19 protein-coding genes and 1 tRNA gene are annotated in these 15,558 nt (G+C 36.1%); 6 read left to right on the plus strand and 14 right to left on the minus strand.

Annotated features, from left to right (window positions below):
- Positions 1-191: 191 nt before the first annotated feature.
- From lptB to ABFY81_RS04265, 5 genes are read right to left on the minus strand one after another with little or no spacing between them, the layout of a single operon-like run.
- Complete coding sequence (gene lptB / locus ABFY81_RS04245) at positions 192-938, minus strand: LPS export ABC transporter ATP-binding protein (protein ID WP_002051056.1); 747 nt, start codon at positions 936-938, stop codon at positions 192-194.
- Positions 938-1,486 carry a lipopolysaccharide transport periplasmic protein LptA gene (gene lptA / locus ABFY81_RS04250; RefSeq protein ID WP_004702651.1) on the minus strand — a complete coding sequence of 183 codons (549 nt, stop codon included), beginning with the start codon at positions 1,484-1,486 and terminating at the stop codon, positions 938-940. The genes lptB and lptA overlap by 1 nt, the downstream gene beginning before the upstream one ends.
- Positions 1,470-2,018 (minus strand): LPS export ABC transporter periplasmic protein LptC, encoded by a 549-nt coding sequence (lptC, locus tag ABFY81_RS04255; protein ID WP_004702654.1) that lies wholly within the window; start codon positions 2,016-2,018, stop codon positions 1,470-1,472. Before lptC ends, lptA begins: the two co-directional genes overlap by 17 nt.
- A 37-nt stretch (positions 2,019-2,055) precedes the next feature.
- A complete protein-coding gene (locus ABFY81_RS04260; RefSeq protein ID WP_004702656.1) occupies positions 2,056-2,595 on the minus strand; it encodes an HAD-IIIA family hydrolase in 540 nt (179 codons plus the stop codon).
- Between the two features lie 3 nt (positions 2,596-2,598).
- Complete coding sequence (locus ABFY81_RS04265) at positions 2,599-3,576, minus strand: KpsF/GutQ family sugar-phosphate isomerase (protein ID WP_019457396.1); 978 nt, start codon at positions 3,574-3,576, stop codon at positions 2,599-2,601.
- A gap of 214 nt (positions 3,577-3,790) precedes the next feature.
- Between ABFY81_RS04265 and cysS the strand changes: the two genes are divergently transcribed.
- Both cysS and ABFY81_RS04275 read left to right on the plus strand, forming a co-directional pair.
- Positions 3,791-5,212: a cysteine--tRNA ligase gene (gene cysS / locus ABFY81_RS04270; protein WP_347913122.1), complete on the plus strand. Its 1,422-nt coding sequence runs from the start codon at positions 3,791-3,793 to the stop codon at positions 5,210-5,212.
- 63 nt (positions 5,213-5,275) lie between these two features.
- A tRNA-Gly gene (locus ABFY81_RS04275) sits at positions 5,276-5,351 on the plus strand.
- 129 nt (positions 5,352-5,480) lie between these two features.
- Here ABFY81_RS04275 and ABFY81_RS04280 read toward each other — a convergent pair.
- Complete coding sequence (locus ABFY81_RS04280; protein WP_347913123.1) at positions 5,481-6,116, minus strand: TetR/AcrR family transcriptional regulator; 636 nt, start codon at positions 6,114-6,116, stop codon at positions 5,481-5,483.
- Between the two features lie 80 nt (positions 6,117-6,196).
- On the opposite strand from ABFY81_RS04280, the gene ABFY81_RS04285 reads away from it, so the two are divergent.
- Positions 6,197-7,069, plus strand: a complete 873-nt coding sequence (locus ABFY81_RS04285; protein WP_347913124.1) for an aldo/keto reductase family oxidoreductase — start codon at positions 6,197-6,199, stop codon at positions 7,067-7,069.
- A 283-nt stretch (positions 7,070-7,352) separates the two neighbouring features.
- Here the strand turns inward: ABFY81_RS04285 and ABFY81_RS04290 are convergent, their stop codons facing one another.
- Positions 7,353-7,799 carry a helix-turn-helix domain-containing protein gene (locus ABFY81_RS04290; protein ID WP_347913125.1) on the minus strand — a complete coding sequence of 149 codons (447 nt, stop codon included), beginning with the start codon at positions 7,797-7,799 and terminating at the stop codon, positions 7,353-7,355.
- A 110-nt stretch (positions 7,800-7,909) separates the two neighbouring features.
- On the opposite strand from ABFY81_RS04290, the gene ABFY81_RS04295 reads away from it, so the two are divergent.
- Positions 7,910-9,127, plus strand: a complete 1,218-nt coding sequence (locus ABFY81_RS04295; RefSeq protein WP_347913126.1) for an MFS transporter — start codon at positions 7,910-7,912, stop codon at positions 9,125-9,127.
- A gap of 77 nt (positions 9,128-9,204) precedes the next feature.
- Here ABFY81_RS04295 and ABFY81_RS04300 read toward each other — a convergent pair whose 3' ends face one another.
- Together ABFY81_RS04300 and ABFY81_RS04305 are read right to left on the minus strand one after the other, a co-directional pair.
- Complete coding sequence (locus tag ABFY81_RS04300) at positions 9,205-9,969, minus strand: hypothetical protein (protein ID WP_347913127.1); 765 nt, start codon at positions 9,967-9,969, stop codon at positions 9,205-9,207.
- 322 nt (positions 9,970-10,291) lie between these two features.
- Complete coding sequence (locus ABFY81_RS04305) at positions 10,292-10,615, minus strand: hypothetical protein (RefSeq protein WP_004702672.1); 324 nt, start codon at positions 10,613-10,615, stop codon at positions 10,292-10,294.
- 434 nt (positions 10,616-11,049) lie between these two features.
- Between ABFY81_RS04305 and ABFY81_RS04310 the strand changes: the two genes are divergently transcribed.
- Positions 11,050-11,169 (plus strand): hypothetical protein, encoded by a 120-nt coding sequence (locus tag ABFY81_RS04310; protein ID WP_004702673.1) that lies wholly within the window; start codon positions 11,050-11,052, stop codon positions 11,167-11,169.
- Positions 11,170-11,330: 161 nt separating this feature from the next.
- Here ABFY81_RS04310 and ABFY81_RS04315 read toward each other — a convergent pair whose 3' ends face one another.
- The 3 genes from ABFY81_RS04315 to ABFY81_RS04325 form a co-directional block, all read right to left on the minus strand.
- On the minus strand, positions 11,331-12,146 hold the full coding sequence (locus ABFY81_RS04315) for a pyrroline-5-carboxylate reductase dimerization domain-containing protein (protein ID WP_004702676.1): 816 nt from the start codon (positions 12,144-12,146) through the stop codon (positions 11,331-11,333).
- Between the two features lie 281 nt (positions 12,147-12,427).
- Entirely contained in the window at positions 12,428-12,649 is a 222-nt protein-coding gene (locus ABFY81_RS04320) for a hypothetical protein (RefSeq protein WP_068934403.1), read from the minus strand.
- A gap of 204 nt (positions 12,650-12,853) precedes the next feature.
- The gene (locus ABFY81_RS04325; protein WP_004702680.1) at positions 12,854-13,069 is read right to left on the minus strand and encodes a cold-shock protein; all 216 of its coding nucleotides are present in this window, start codon (positions 13,067-13,069) and stop codon (positions 12,854-12,856) included.
- Between the two features lie 513 nt (positions 13,070-13,582).
- On the opposite strand from ABFY81_RS04325, the gene ABFY81_RS04330 reads away from it, so the two are divergent.
- Positions 13,583-14,200, plus strand: coding sequence for a LysE family translocator (locus ABFY81_RS04330; protein ID WP_019457414.1), 618 nt, complete (start codon positions 13,583-13,585; stop codon positions 14,198-14,200).
- 95 nt (positions 14,201-14,295) lie between these two features.
- Here ABFY81_RS04330 and ABFY81_RS04335 read toward each other — a convergent pair whose 3' ends face one another.
- Positions 14,296-14,841 (minus strand): N-acetylmuramidase, encoded by a 546-nt coding sequence (locus tag ABFY81_RS04335; protein WP_068934405.1) that lies wholly within the window; start codon positions 14,839-14,841, stop codon positions 14,296-14,298.
- Between the two features lie 36 nt (positions 14,842-14,877).
- Complete coding sequence (locus ABFY81_RS04340) at positions 14,878-15,267, minus strand: hypothetical protein (protein ID WP_004702686.1); 390 nt, start codon at positions 15,265-15,267, stop codon at positions 14,878-14,880.
- Between the last annotated feature and the right edge of the window lie 291 nt (positions 15,268-15,558).

Here is a 15,558-nt window from a genome sequence, read left to right on the forward strand (position 1 = left end):
TGTTTGTTATCGTTTAAAAGCATCTCCATTCTACAGAGTTTTTTAGTTAAAACAGCATAATTGGCGGAATAAATCACACATTATTTTTCTATTAAATGATTGGTATATATTATTGTTTTTATTTACAAAACCTCCAAAAATGAAAAAAGAGGCCTTGACCTCTTTTTAACCAAACAGATTAGTGGCTTTAACTAAACTGTGAAATCATCACCCAAATAGACTTTACGAACTTGTTCATTGTCTAAAATCTCTTGTGGCGTACCTTCTGCAATTACTGAGCCTTCACTCACGATATATGCACGCTCACAGATTGCTAAAGTTTCACGAACGTTATGATCTGTAATGAGTACGCCAATGCCACGATCTTTTAAGGTCTGGATAATGTCTTTGATATCACCGACTGAAATTGGATCGACACCCGCAAATGGCTCATCTAAAAGCATAAATTTAGGGTCAGCTGCTAAAGCACGCGCAATCTCTGCACGGCGACGTTCACCACCCGATACACTCATTCCTAATGAATCTTTAATATGACTAATTTTAAAGTCATTTAATAACTCATGAAGGCGTTGTTGACGTTGCTGTTTATTCAAATCTTTACGCGTCTCTAAGATCGACATAATATTTTCAGCAATTGTCAGTTTTCTAAAAATAGAGGCTTCTTGAGGTAAATAACCAATACCTTTACGTGCACGCTCATGCATCGCCAAATCGGACATATCTAAGTCGTCAAGATGGATCTCGCCTTTATCCATGCGTACCAGTCCAACGACCATATAGAAGCTCGTCGTTTTACCAGCACCATTAGGACCAAGCAAACCAACAATCTGTCCACTTTGCATACTAAAAGAGACGTCTTTAACTACCCAACGCTTACTATAGTTTTTTGCTAAGTGCTTAATACACAAAGTTTGCGGTTGTTGAAGAGCTTGCTGCATTAGTCACGCGCTCCTGGGAAACTTTTTGAACTTGACGGTGGAATAATAATTTGTACACGGTTTGAAGAAGAGCCTTGAGCTTCGACATCACCTTTATTCATACTATATTTCAGAGAGTTACCACGAATACTTGAACCATCTTGATATAAATATGCACCACCAGACAAAGTAATAATGCCAGTATCAGCATTATAAACAATGGTCTGACCCTCACCACGCGCTAAGCCTTTATTCGCGTTCACTTGCTGCTGAAACTTAGCAGGTCTACCCTTTGCAGTGATAACCTGAATTTCACGTTTCGAGTTAAGATTAGCAACAATCGAATCTGCTTGTAGCTTCATCGTACCTTGCTCAATCACAACATTACCGGTATAAGTCGTCAAACCAGTTTTTTCATTATATGTTGCGCGGTCTGCAACCAATGAAATTTGTTGATTACGGTCAGACGGCAAAGCAAACGTCGAAGCAGATGTTAAAGCAACGAATGTAATTACCGCAGCTTGTTTTAGGAAAGCTGAAGAACGTTTTAAATTAAGACTTTGGTGCATACTTTCCTCGAATATTAAAAAATTCGTACTGACCGTTATTCAAATTGCCTTTTAATCCTTTACTCACAAACTCGCCTTGTGGAGACTGAACAATCACTTGATGATTTGTTTCAATATCTCTGTTTTTTGGATAGGCAGTTAACTGATCGGTTTGAAACTCAATTGTTCCTTGAGGTGCAATCTTAGTTGCAACCACATCACCCGATAAGACAACCTTTTGATTATCATCATAACCATAAGCTTGTTTAGCAAAGAATGTTGCATCAACTTTACCTAATTTATACATAGAAGCATTAAGTTGATCCAACTTCGACGTTTTTTGTTGCATATCCTGTTCAAGCTGACGAACTTCAGCACGAACATACAAATTGCCTTTGTCATCAGTTTGAGTCAAATGGACGCCCTGCGCCGAATAAGTCATATTCTTCGCCGAACCAATGTCCAGTTTTTTTGCCTTGCCACTATAGTAGTAGTAACCACCACTTACAGCAGCAACCACTACAGCAACAATATATAAAACTCTGGTATCCATGAGCAGGAATAGCCTACCTTTTTAAGTAATCTTGTTATTAATGCGGTACTGCAAGATATTTTTCAAGAAGTTCTTGGTAAATGCCTTTTGCGATCAGCAACATATCACAGACTTCACGTACAGCTCCACGACCACCCATCGCTTGGGTAACCAAGTGTGCACGGCGACGCACTTCTTCATGTCCATTTGGCACAGTAACGTTCATTCCTGCAATCGCAAAAGCCGAAAGATCAGGCCAATCATCGCCCATATATAAGCAATCAGAAGGCAAAATATTAAACTGTGCACAAGCTTCGCGAAGTGCTGAGCCTTTGTCTTCACGACCCTGAAAAACAAGGTCTACCCCCAAATCAGACATGCGTTTGTCAACGATATTACTTTTTCGACCAGTAATGATAATGACTTTCATACCTGCTTTTTGAACAAGTTTCATGCCTAAACCATCACGAATATCGAATGATTTAATTTCATCACCCGTATTGGTTAATGTAACAAAGCCATCGCTCAAAATACCATCAACATCCAGAACCAATGCCTGTAAATGACGTGCTTGTTCTAACAATGCATACGATGCCATGAATTAATTCACCCCTGCCTGAATAAGGTCATGCATACTAATTACACCAATCACTTTGTTTTGGTCATCGACCACTACAAACTGACTAATTTTTTTCTGGTTAAGCTGTTGTAACGCTTCTACAGCACGTGCTTCTTGAGAAATAGTTGACGGTTTTTTTGTCATCACATCAGAAACAGGTAAATTCACATCAAAACCTTGCTGTTTATCAATGAGGCGACGTAAGTCCCCATCTGTAAAAATACCGAGCAAATGATCTTGTTCATCAACAATCGTCGTTAAACCCAAACGCTTATTCGAAATTTCATAAAGCACTTGATTCATTGGGGTTTCTGGCGAAACTTTTGGTAGCTCATCGCCTGTATGCATTAAATGTTTTACATGTAAAAGTAAACGCTTACCCAATGCGCCTGCTGGATGTGAACGAGCAAAATCATCAGCAGTAAAACCACGTGCTTCTAGTAATGCAACGGCCAAAGCATCACCTAACACTAATGTTGCCGTCGTACTTGATGTAGGTGCCAAACCTAAAGGACAAGCTTCATCAGACTCACCTAAAGTTAAAGCAATATCAGCATTTTGTGGCATTGGGCCTTTATCAGTACGGCTAATCGTAATCATAGGTACGCCAAGATGTTTAATCAGTGGCATGAGCATCATGATTTCATCGCTTTTTCCAGAGTTGGAAATTGCAATAAGCACATCTCCACGAACCAGCATACCTAAATCGCCATGGCCTGCTTCACCAGGATGCATAAAGAAAGACGGCGTACCTGTAGAGGCAAATGTTGCCGCCATTTTTCGACCGATATGCCCAGATTTACCCATACCTGTAATCACAACACGACCTTTACACTGCAACAGTACTTCGCAAGCACGGTTAAAACGGTCATCAATTTGTGTTGCTAATACATCTATGGCTTGTTGCTCAATGCGCAATGTAGCTAATGCACTGCTTTGGAAATCTGTAGGATTAGGCATACGAGTGTGACTCAAAATAATTGATCTGATCTCTCTATTGAGATCGGTGATTTTAATCAAAAGATTTGGGGGCATTCTAGCATAACTCAATCAGTTACACGTTTTTAAATGTATAAGATTTCACAAGCTTATAAAATTAATGCATAAAACTTTTTTAAAAATGATGCATAAGTTATGATGTAACACTATTTTTGTTGAGTGTTTGAAAACCCTTATGCAACCATTTGTTTTATATAACTCTGAGCAACGAAAAAAAGTTGAATTTGTACCTCGCAAAGAAGGTCACATCGATATGTACGTCTGCGGTATGACCGTTTACGACTACTGTCATATCGGGCACGCTCGGGTTATGGTTGCATTTGACTACATTATTCGTTTCTTGCGTAGTCAAGGGTGGAATGTTCGCTACATTCGCAACATTACTGATATTGACGACAAAATTATCAAACGTGCTCAAGAAAATGGTGAAACCATCCAACAGCTCACCACTCGTTTCATCGATGCTATGAATGAAGATGCAGCCAATTTAGGTTGTGCTGCACCCGATGAAGCACCGAAAGCCACTGAATATATCGACCAGATGCAAAATATGATTGGCAATTTGGTCAATAAAGGTGCTGCTTACCCTGCTTCAAACGGCGATGTTTATTTTGAAGTGACCAAATTTGAAAAATATGGTCGCCTTTCTGGCCGTAAGCTTGATGATATGCAAGCTGGTGCAAGTGAACGTGTCGATGTAGAAGTTGAAAAGAAACATCCTTTTGACTTTGTACTTTGGAAACATGCAAAAGAAAACGAACCATCTTGGGCATCTCCTTGGGGTAATGGTCGTCCGGGGTGGCACATCGAATGTTCTGCAATGTCGACTTGCTGCTTAGGCAATCACTTTGACATTCATGGTGGTGGTTCAGATTTAATGTTCCCGCACCATGAAAATGAAATTGCTCAAAGTGAAGCTTCAACTGGTGAGCAATATGTGAACTACTGGATGCATGTTGGCTTTATTAACGTTGATGGTGAAAAGATGTCTAAGTCTTTAGGCAACTTCTTCACGATTCGTGATGTGATGGAGAAGTTCCACCCTGAAGTGATTCGCTACTTTATTGTGTCTTCACACTATCGTAGCCCTGTGAACTTCTCTGATGTAGCGCTAAAAGAAGCAAAAACTTCTATAACTCGTTTCTATCATTCATTTAAAGCTTACCAACAAGTGTATGGTCAAAAGACAATTGAAACGCTTGATCAAAGTTTTATTGAACGCTTTAACAACGCAATGTGTGACGATTTCAATACGGCTGAAGCAATGGCAGTATTGTTTGAACTCAACAAAGAGTTAAACCGTGCTGTAAAAGAAGAGCAAGCTGACCAAGCAACTGTGCTTTATTCGACTTTACGTCACCTCACCAACATTTTAGGTTTGGTACAACACAATGTAGATGATTTCTTAAAATCAGATATTGGACAAGAAGCGCTTGCTTTGTCTGATGCTGAAATTGAAGATTTCATTCAACAACGTGTTGATGCGAAAAAAGCTAAAGACTTTGCGAAAGCAGATGGTATTCGTCAGTCTTTGCTCGACCAAGGTGTGGTACTTGAAGATACGCGTCAAGGTACAGTTTGGCGTCGTGCTGATTAAACGTTCAATTAGATCACAAGAGTGTTGACACTTTAATGAAACACTCTATAATGTGCTCACATTGCGGGAATAGCTCAGTTGGTAGAGCATAACCTTGCCAAGGTTGGGGTCGCGAGTTCGAGTCTCGTTTCCCGCTCCAAAATTCAAAAACCACTTAATTCGAAAGAATTAGGTGGTTTTTTTATTGGCTATGTATAAATTTAGAGAAGTTTTGTCACTCTTCTTTCCATACAAACAAAAGCTTTTATATTTGTAAGATTAAAATTTTTTAATTCTTTATATGTCCAATTTGTTGTAAATAGGCGACGACCATTAATTTTAAATGTGACTCTAATACCTGCTCCACTTTATCTGTTACCTGATTTTCAAGCACTCTTTTTATTAATCCCATAATTGCACCTAAAACAAACTCAGCGACGATTTGACTATCATCAAACTCAATATCCGAAGCACTCTCCAATAAATTTGAAACAGCGGCTAACATACGGTCATTCATTCGCTTTGAAAGATCCAATCCCCCTCTTTCTCCTGAAATAGCATATAGCGCCTTTGATTCCTCAGGATTACTTAACTTTGCCAAGATTATTTCATCGACTAAAGCTGAGATTAGAGTCCTAATTGAAGTCTTTTCATATCTCAGGCAAAGCTCTTCAATTTTTTCTGCAACGCTATCAAGATGACGTTGCAAAACTGCAGCTAATAAAGAATCTCGGTTTGGATAGTATTGATAAATACTACCGACTGATACACCCGCTCTTTCAGCAATACGCGTGGTATTACATTTTACAATTCCTTCTTTGAGTAAAACCTGAATGGTTGCTTCATGAAGAACTTCTATTGTTGCTGTTGAACGCGCCTGAACTGGTGATTTTCGTGGCTTCAGAGCAGTTTTATTTATAGACATAAAATGCGAATTCTAAATGTGAAGGATTCTTCATAAACTTTATCTTTAACAATATTGAAAGTAAAGTCTGAGGAAAACTTATGTCCAATCTTATAAATCTTTCCGACACATACAAACTTGGAAATAAAATTGTAAATAGAATGGGCTATGGTGCAATGCAACTGGCAGGTCACCATGCATTTGGACCACCAAAAGATAAAAATGCTGCAATAAATGTCCTAAAAACCGCTATCGAGTTAGGTATTAATCATATTGATACCAGCGATTTTTATGGCCCTCACATAACCAATCAAATCATTCGAGAGGCTTTATATCCTTATCAAGATGATCTTACCATTGTCACAAAAATTGGAGCAAAGCGAGGAGAAGATGCCTCTTGGCTACCAGCTTTTTCTGCAGAACAAATAGAAAAAGATGTACATGATAATTTGCGTAATTTGGGTGTACAAACTTTAGATGTTGTAAACTTTCGAGCAATGTTTAACCCTATGATGCCTTCCGAAGGTTCCATTGAGGAAGTAGTTGTTGTACTGGCCAAATTAAAAGAAGAAGGTTTAATTCAACATATTGGATTAAGCAATGTTACAGAAGCTCAAATTATTGAAGCTGAAAAAATCACAGATATTGCTTGTGTACAAAACCAATATAATTTGTTCAATCGTCAAGATGATGTATTAATTGATCAACTAGCTAAGAAAGGAATTTGTTATGTACCCTTTTTTCCGCTAGGTGGTTTTACACCTTTTCAATCAGATACATTATCTGCTATAGCAAATGATCTTGGTGCAACTCCGAAACAAGTCGCATTGGCATGGCTATTAAAACGATCACCTAATATCTTATTAATTCCCGGCACATCATCAGTAGCTCATTTAGAAGAAAATATTGGTGCTTCCAAATTGATATTGTCAGATGAAGTCTACAATTTACTAAGCTCTTTAAATAACAGCTAATTGTTTGGCTGGAAGTAAGTTCCAGCCTATGCCCATATTCTAAAATTTAAACCACTTAATTTGAAAGAATTAGGTGGTTTTTAGCTATTAGTATTCAAAATCTGTGTTAAAGCCTTTTATAACTGTAAAGACACTACTACCTTCTTTATTGACTCAATTTCATATATACTGGCCTTAGTATGAGATGAGCCTTATATAGTTCATTGCTAGATCAATGAATGACTAAGCCCTTAGCTTTCGAGCAAGGGCTTTTTTACGCCTAAAATAAAGTATTAACAATAATTCATTTAACCTTTTGCACTTGAGTATCTGAACCTCTGAGCACTTTTCCATCTTGTCCAACGGGTGCCATAAATGGAATTTGCTGACCTGTATTTTTATCAATTAATAGAGAATGACGCTCACCACTTTCAAATAAGTTATGCTCTCCCCATTGTCGTAAAGCTACCACTACTGGAAACAAACTTTCTCCTTTAGTAGTCAACACATACTCCTGATAAGCCGTACCATCAGAAGCATCTTGCATTTCAAGAACACCAGCATCAACTAACTTTTTCAGTCGATCAGAAAGAATATTTCTAGCCACTACTAAGCTCTGCTGAAAATCTTTAAAACGGCGCATTCCATCAAAAGCATCACGCACAATAAGCAGTGACCATCGGTCTCCTATAAGGTTGACGCAGCGCGCAACAGGACAAGGCTCATCTTTTAACAATGTAGAGTTCGTCATTGAGTTTCCTTATCAATAATCAGTAACCAGCCATCCAGTTGCATTTTAAAACTAGTAGACTTAACATTCAACTAGTTGCATTTTAAAACCAGATTAAATGGATTTAGGCCATGAAAGCTTCTCTTGCATCTTCTACTTCACACGCCAAAAGTGATAAACCGCTTTCAAGCATGCCTCGTGGCGTAATTTTGCTGTTTGCTATAGCCAGTGGTGCGAGTGTGGCAAATGTCTATTACGCGCAGCCTTTGCTCGACATATTGGCTAAAGACTTTAATATTAGCCATGCCTCAATAGGTGGTGTAGTGACAGCCACACAAATTGGCTGCGCTCTTGCTCTATTGTTTCTAGTACCGTTGGGTGATCTTGTAAATCGACATCGATTAATGACCCTACAATTATTGGCTTTAGTATCTGCATTGCTCGTGGTTGCCTTTGCTCATTCTGTAAGTGTTCTATTGGCAGGAATGCTTGCTGTCGGTTTACTCGGCACAGCCATGACTCAAGGGCTAATTGCTTATGCTGCAAGCGCTGCTGCCCCACATGAGCAAGGACATATAGTAGGTACCGCACAAAGTGGTGTATTTATAGGTTTACTGCTTGCCCGGATATTTTCAGGAGGAATTAGCGATATTACTGGTTGGCGTGGTGTGTACTTTTGCGCAGCAATACTTATGCTCATCCTTGCGTTGCCACTTTGGAAACGCCTTCCTCATTTAAAAACTCAGTCTGTTAACATGCGCTACCTACAGCTTTTAACATCAATGTTCAAACTGCTTCGCCAAGAGAAAGTTTTACAAGTACGCGGTGTTTTAGCTTTACTCATGTTCGCGGCGTTTAATATTTTTTGGAGCGCGTTGGTACTGCCGTTAAGTGCACCACCATATAGTTTTTCGCACACTGTAATTGGGGCTTTTGGACTTGTCGGGGCTGTAGGTGCATTAGCTGCCGCACGAGCTGGGCACTGGGCTGACCACGGTTATGGTCAACGTACAAGCGCCATAGCACTCTTAATATTGCTAAGCGCATGGGTACCACTCTCGCTCATGGACTACTCACTTTGGGCGCTCATAATTGGCATAGTACTGTTAGATTTAGGTGGTCAATCTCTGCATGTAACCAACCAGAGTATGATTTTCCGTACTCATCCAGAAGCGCATAGTCGGCTCGTTGGGCTATACATGCTATTTTACGCGGTAGGAAGTGGGCTAGGTGCAATTAGCACAACTGTTACTTACGCTTATGCTGGATGGCTGGGCGTATGTACACTCGGTGCAAGTGTTAGTTGTTTGGCGCTATTATTTTGGTGGATAACACGTAAAGTCTCTTAAATATCGATAAAATCTAGCCTCAAATAAAAAAAACCACATCACCCAACAGAGTAATGCGGTCTTTTTTAAGAGTTAATTTAATGAGCTGTCCGTGCTGCTTTAGGTTTAAAGACCATTAAACAAATCAAAATAAAAGCCAACAAAACGAAAGATGCGCTAAATCTACTTAGCTCTAACCCACCATGTGCAATGGGTTTATCGAGGAAGTCTCCCAATACTGCACCTAGAGGTCTGGTAAGAACAAAGGCTAACCAGAATAATAATGTTCTTGAGATTTTGGTATAAAAATAGCAAATTGCTAATACCAATAATAAAGTACCAAAAATTAAAGCCGCGCTCGTATAGCCCAACCCTTGGGTATCTGCAGTCCAGTCACCTAATGCTGTCCCTAAAGTTTGAGAGAACATGATGGTTAACCAATAAAAAGCTTCGCTTTTAGCAGACTGAATGCTTTTTACCGAAATTGTGCCGCAACTTAAATACCAAACAAACAGAGAGAGGCCTAATAAAATAAGTAATATTAAACTACCCCCTGCATAGCCCACGCCTAAAGTTCGGTCAACAAAGTCGGCAATTGTGGTCCCCAGCGTGGTCGTAGCAATAATAGTCGCCCAATAAAAAAATGAATTATAGTTCTTAGCTTTAATTTGCAAGCCAACAAAAACTGCAAATATCACCGCGAAAATGGCTGTACTGATCACATACCCCAAGTTCAGGGACATAGATAGCGCATCTCCAGCTGTTTCGCCCAAAGTTGTGGCAGCAATTTTAATGATCCAAAATAGCAAAGTGACTTCCGGAACTTTACTTAAACTTTTAGATAAACTTTCATGACTTATCATTGTATGTTCTCCAAACATACTTACTGATTCTCCATATCTAAGAGTTCAAGCCTTAAGATCAAATTAAGAGTAAAAACAAACTACAAATTTTGCCTATAATGAGTACTTTTAATAACTAGAAGACATAATTAGCCTTTTATTTGTTGTAAACATTTTGCGATGCACAACCGTTTAATAATCATGTCATAAAAGCTAAATGAGCTATAAAGATAGTGGAATGCGACACCTATTTTTATAGTATCCGATGCAGCATTTTTTTAAATTATTTAGTTAGTTGAAATAAAAAACCTACTCAATGAGTAGGTTCGATTTACATGTAAGTTCAGCTTATAGAACTTTTGATTAAACATTTTTCATGCCATGCCGTTTGAAAGTCTTCGACAGCTTTTGTCTTAGTCAAAGGATCTTCAAATAACTTTGAAGAATATGCTGTATCAATAAGCTGTTGATACAACTGCTTTGCCTCTACTTCTTCAAGATGACTCGCAATCTCTTGTAGTTCAATCACTGGTACATCATGCTGTCTTGCATCCATCACTCCTTTTGCAGCATTTTTCACAAGCTGACAATAGTGAATCTCCATTGTTTCTGATGCCGCATAACATGGAAGTGTGATAGCGCTCATAAAGAGGAATATAAATTTCATAGTCTCACCTTAATTTCACGCGCAAGGGTAGCAATTTATCCTCTAAAATTTAAGTCTCAAAAGATCAACTTTTAAATTAGGCAAACTTCCCCATCACAATATATAAATAAATTCCTAGATTTTTCAGCTAGATTCTTTATCAAGATTACAACCTACAGAATGCATAATTTCTAATTAATTCAAAAAATATATTTTATGACTATCGATTATTTTTTATCTAAAAGTCATTAAAATTTAAAAATAAATATCGTTTTAATTGCCCTACAGCATATTATTACTATTACTTACCTTTCTGAAAATTTAAGAAAAACTTAATTAATGAGTAAATTATAACAGTCTTCTTATCTGTTATATTTTTTTAAAAAAACTCTGTATCTATGATTACACATCGAATCTGTTCATGATGGTACATATCTAGACACGAGGTAGCTAACATGAATTTTTTGAGAAAGAAAAATAAAGCTAGTTTTGTATTATTTATTATTACTCTCTACTCAATGTTAGGGTTTGGCATCGGCTTTATTATTTGGGAATATTTTCTTAAACTTCATTGATTTAAAAGTTTGAAGTTACAAAGTGAATTTAGAAGAGCTTTCGGTAAGATTAAATACACTAAAATGTTTGTTCAGCAAGCACATGATTAAAGTGACTGTATCAAGTACCTTTCAACGATATGTTATTTCAGGGTTAAAAGGTACTTGGTTAGAAATAAAAACTAGTGTTTGATAATTTCAGCGTTAATCTCTGCACTTATTTCTTTACTACGGTGATACGCTGCTTTTAAAGCGAGTCGAATATCATCAGAAAGATTACCTAATTCAAACATCCGTAATGCAGATTCAGTGATTCCATTAGCCAATGTCACCTTTCCACATAATTCACTTGGCTGAACGTTACTTTTGCGTACCATTTCCACAGCACCCGATGCAGCTTGTAGTGCTAGATCTAAAGCAAATTGCTTATCTAAACCCATAGCCGTACCTGTTTTAATCATACTGTCGAGAATATAAAAGAAATAAGCTGGCCCTGAACCTGATAGCGCAATAATCGCATCAGCATCTGATTCAGAATGCGCCCAATACGTCTTACCTGTTGCTGAATAAATTACCTCAATGACCTCTTTATCTAAAGGTTCCAAGTATTCAGAACCAATCAGCACATGTGTACCGCTATAAGTTAATACTGGGGGGTTAGAAATAATTCGTATAATTTTTTGTGAGCCCGTCATACTCATAAGTTGTTTAATATTCACCCCAGCCATCATCGACACTATAGTTTTATCTACTAACCATTTTTTTAATGGCGCTAGTATGGCTTTTAAGTTTTTGGGATCTAATAACAGAACAACAATATCAGCCTTTTTTACCTCATGCTGCTTTTGCTTCAGAATGATTTCATTATCAAACTTTACTTCCTCTATAAGATTAATTTTTTCTTTTTGAAATCCCTTTAAAACTAAACCTCCAATCAAAGCTAAAGACAAGTTACTGCTGCCAATAAAGCAAATATTAGGCTGTACTATATTCAACATTTAGAGTTATTTCCTTCCTTTAGATATACTACAAAAAGAAATATTATTTATGACTTAAGTCATAGACCGTTAAAACTATAAAAATTTAATAAACTTTTATAAATATTAAGTTTAATTTTACAACAAAGTTATATTCTGAGTTAAGAGTACTCTTCACTCATGACTTTATGAATAACAAAATAACTTAAATTGTTAAAAATATGTAATTAAAAATAATATTTAGCTTATCTCATTTGAGAAATTGAGTCGTTAAATTTAAAGTGCTTTTAATTAATATTAACTTAAAAATCTTTCTTTTTTTTAATAAAACTCTCGGCAATTTTTAATGCTTCTTGAAATTTTATGTCACTACACACCCAAAAAGATAAAAGCTTCCCATTTAAATGAAAATACTGCTTCTCATATTTAGTTACTTCATCTGAGTGAGGATTTCCCGCACTAAAATAATTTTCATTATTCTTGCAAACTTTGCCATTTAAAATACCGCCAATGCAAATATCCATTTTTATACCAATTATTGATTTAACTTTTTAAGCATAAGTTTAATTTTTATATTATATAAATAAAATAATCAACTTATTTGATTGTTCATGTAAAAAAACCCACAAAGGAAGAAGTGGGTTTTTTAACTAAATTAATGATTTTTAAAAATTACTTGAGCAATTTACTCTAAAGATAACCCAATAAAATCATCAAATTATATAAATTTAAGCATTATTCACAATAGTGATATTTGATGCTTGTGGGCCTTTTTTACCCTGTGTCACAGTAAACTGAACACGTTGGCCTTCTAAAAGAACTTTGAAGCCTTGTGTTTGAATTTCAGAAAAATGTGCGAAAACATCTTTACCTTCATCAGATTGAATAAAACCAAAACCTTTAGTTTCATTAAACCATTTTACTGTACCAGTAGTATTAGACATAAATTAATCCTAACTTTTAAAAAATTATCATTTGTTATTGGAGAAACCAATTAAACTCAAAAATATGCGTTTACTTAAATATCTTATAAAATACGGAGGATTATAAATAAAACTGCGAAAAGAAAGATTTAGGTTAACAAGAATATTTTTGTAGTTATGCTCGACTATACACGCTTCTTATCGAATTGCAATCTCTATCTCGATTAATTGATTTTTTACTCATTTCGATCACAGACACCATCTTCTTATTTATTGATTTTAAATACTATTTACAATAAATTTAATTGATTTAATATTGATATATTCATTAGATATATCTCATTTTTTTACACTCTGAATATTTTTTCTTCTATAGATTTTTAAGGCTTACTATAAGCTTCATAGTCACTTTGATGAATGACTAAAATATTTTATTATTTTATAAAATATACAGACTTGTATATACATATTATCTCTTCTACTTTAAAGTACGCGTGCAGCTTAATATGTTGATGATAAACAGGAAGTAACCACGTGAACGGTCTTTTAGTATTTATAACCATTGCTTTTCTCACGTTATCCAGCCCCGGACCAGGCGTTTTATTTACAGTAACAAATTCAATCAATTATGGTGTACGAACAGCTTTATTCGGTATTAGTGGTTTAATCATTGGTATGTTTATTATCGCTGTAATTTCTGCAAGTGGTGTTGGGCTTATTATTACCAGTAATCCCACTATCTTTACTGTTTTAAAGTTTATTGGAGCCTTTTACTTGATGTACTTAGGCTATAAAAACTTTATCAAAAAGTCCCCTACTCAAGATTTACTAGAAACTGCACATGACGAGAAAGGTATAAAGAAATCAAAACTTTTCTATCAGGGATTATTTGCATCACTATTAAATCCCAAAACAATTGTCTTTTTTATCGCACTTTTTCCACAATTTATTGATATTAAAAAAGAAATATTAAATCAGTTTTTAGTTTTATCTTTAACATTTTGCTTTATTGGTTTTTTAATTCATTTAGTCTATGCCAATTTTTCTTCAATTTTTAAAGAGAAAATGCTCGCTGGGAATAATTTTGCAAAACTAAATAAAGTGAGTGGCTGTATTTTCTTCCTTTTAGCGATTTTACTTATTACACAGTAAAGTAGTTTTATTTATATAAACCAAACAAAAAACGACCAACTTGTTAAGTGCTTTACAGCCCTTTTGCTTAAAACAGCTTTAGCAAGTTGGTCTTTTTATAAGCTCACACGATTGGCAATCCATCCGAAAAAAAATTGCTCATATTTTGGATTCTTTTCTGTAATTTCAATATAGCGCTGACCTTGCATAATATTAAGGAGACGTACGAGTACCTGCTCACCTTCATGACCGCGCTTATCAATATACATTGATAAAGCCTGCAATGTAGATGGTCCATATTCCCCATCTAACTTAAGATCTGTCCAGCCCTCTTTTCCTTGGCGATTTAACAAGTTCAAAGCCCGTTGCAGAAGCGGTTTTGTAAAGTTGATTCCACAATTTACTCCAGTATCAAATAGTTCTTCAGCAGTAGTTGGACTGATTAAATTAACTTGATCAAATCGTGGTTCAAGCCAATATTGTTTCTTATAAATCTCTCTAGCAATTTCTAAAGGTAAATCCTTCATTTCACCTTGATATCCATAACTACGAGCAACTGCTTGAGTAATTCCAAATTTTGTCGCTTGGCCAGAGTCCAGTGGGTCATTTACATATCCACCTTCACGTTTTATAAGTGCATCTAAATATTGTTCAATATTCATAGGACTGTCCTCATTTATATCACCTACTGTTAGATATTAATTTTGAATATCATCTTTTGCTTTTTTTAAGTCTTTCATCACTTCAACAATGGTTTTTCCTTCTTGTTTATTAATAAAGTTAAATATCCACCTCACAATCGCCCAGCCAGGTAATCCACAAATAAAGAAGAATCCACCTAAAGTAATCATTCCCCATATATCTGTTACCCACTCATGCAAGTTCCATTTCATGATAATGAATGAGCCACCTGTCAAGCTTGAGACAATGGTACAAATCAAACCAACTACCCATTCTTGGGGTGACCGTGGAAAACGCATGATTAGAACAACAGCAACAACCAAGCTTATTGCTAGGCCAACCATTATTACTGTCCCATAGAGATTAAAAGCAGTCACTAATCCATCAGTCGTTAAAAACTTTCCCATAACTCAATCCTCACACGCTCTAAAAGGATAAAATCTTATAAACCAATGTTATTTAATACCTTTTTAGAGAAACTATTTAAATAAAATCGCTCAATCTCATAAACCTTTTTACCAGCACTTAAGCATTAGCATAAGAACAAGAAAAAAGAGTAAAGTTGATGAATTGCTTCACTTTTTTGACCAAAAATTTGACATAACATGCTGCCGTATATCGGAAACTTTTGTGAGTCATTAAATTCTTTGTTAGATTCTTCATGTTCTTGATACCCTTTATCGACGAACATTAAGCCT

It is taken from the genome of Acinetobacter sp. WA-87 (assembly GCF_039938935.1).
Lineage (GTDB): Bacteria > Pseudomonadota > Gammaproteobacteria > Pseudomonadales > Moraxellaceae > Acinetobacter > Acinetobacter seifertii.

Coding starts and splice junctions, on each gene's coding strand:
- lptB (WP_002051056.1), bottom strand. CDS start 938: ATGCAGCAAGCTCTTCAACAACCGCAAACTTTGTGTATTAAGCACTTA.
- lptA (WP_004702651.1), bottom strand. CDS start 1,486: ATGCACCAAAGTCTTAATTTAAAACGTTCTTCAGCTTTCCTAAAACAA.
- lptC (WP_004702654.1), bottom strand. CDS start 2,018: ATGGATACCAGAGTTTTATATATTGTTGCTGTAGTGGTTGCTGCTGTA.
- ABFY81_RS04260 (WP_004702656.1), bottom strand. CDS start 2,595: ATGGCATCGTATGCATTGTTAGAACAAGCACGTCATTTACAGGCATTG.
- ABFY81_RS04265 (WP_019457396.1), bottom strand. CDS start 3,576: ATGCCTAATCCTACAGATTTCCAAAGCAGTGCATTAGCTACATTGCGC.
- cysS (WP_347913122.1), top strand. CDS start 3,791: ATGCAACCATTTGTTTTATATAACTCTGAGCAACGAAAAAAAGTTGAA.
- ABFY81_RS04280 (WP_347913123.1), bottom strand. CDS start 6,116: ATGTCTATAAATAAAACTGCTCTGAAGCCACGAAAATCACCAGTTCAG.
- ABFY81_RS04285 (WP_347913124.1), top strand. CDS start 6,197: ATGTCCAATCTTATAAATCTTTCCGACACATACAAACTTGGAAATAAA.
- ABFY81_RS04290 (WP_347913125.1), bottom strand. CDS start 7,799: ATGACGAACTCTACATTGTTAAAAGATGAGCCTTGTCCTGTTGCGCGC.
- ABFY81_RS04295 (WP_347913126.1), top strand. CDS start 7,910: ATGAAAGCTTCTCTTGCATCTTCTACTTCACACGCCAAAAGTGATAAA.
- ABFY81_RS04300 (WP_347913127.1), bottom strand. CDS start 9,969: ATGATAAGTCATGAAAGTTTATCTAAAAGTTTAAGTAAAGTTCCGGAA.
- ABFY81_RS04305 (WP_004702672.1), bottom strand. CDS start 10,615: ATGAAATTTATATTCCTCTTTATGAGCGCTATCACACTTCCATGTTAT.
- ABFY81_RS04310 (WP_004702673.1), top strand. CDS start 11,050: ATGAATTTTTTGAGAAAGAAAAATAAAGCTAGTTTTGTATTATTTATT.
- ABFY81_RS04315 (WP_004702676.1), bottom strand. CDS start 12,146: ATGTTGAATATAGTACAGCCTAATATTTGCTTTATTGGCAGCAGTAAC.
- ABFY81_RS04320 (WP_068934403.1), bottom strand. CDS start 12,649: ATGGATATTTGCATTGGCGGTATTTTAAATGGCAAAGTTTGCAAGAAT.
- ABFY81_RS04325 (WP_004702680.1), bottom strand. CDS start 13,069: ATGTCTAATACTACTGGTACAGTAAAATGGTTTAATGAAACTAAAGGT.
- ABFY81_RS04335 (WP_068934405.1), bottom strand. CDS start 14,841: ATGAATATTGAACAATATTTAGATGCACTTATAAAACGTGAAGGTGGA.
- ABFY81_RS04340 (WP_004702686.1), bottom strand. CDS start 15,267: ATGGGAAAGTTTTTAACGACTGATGGATTAGTGACTGCTTTTAATCTC.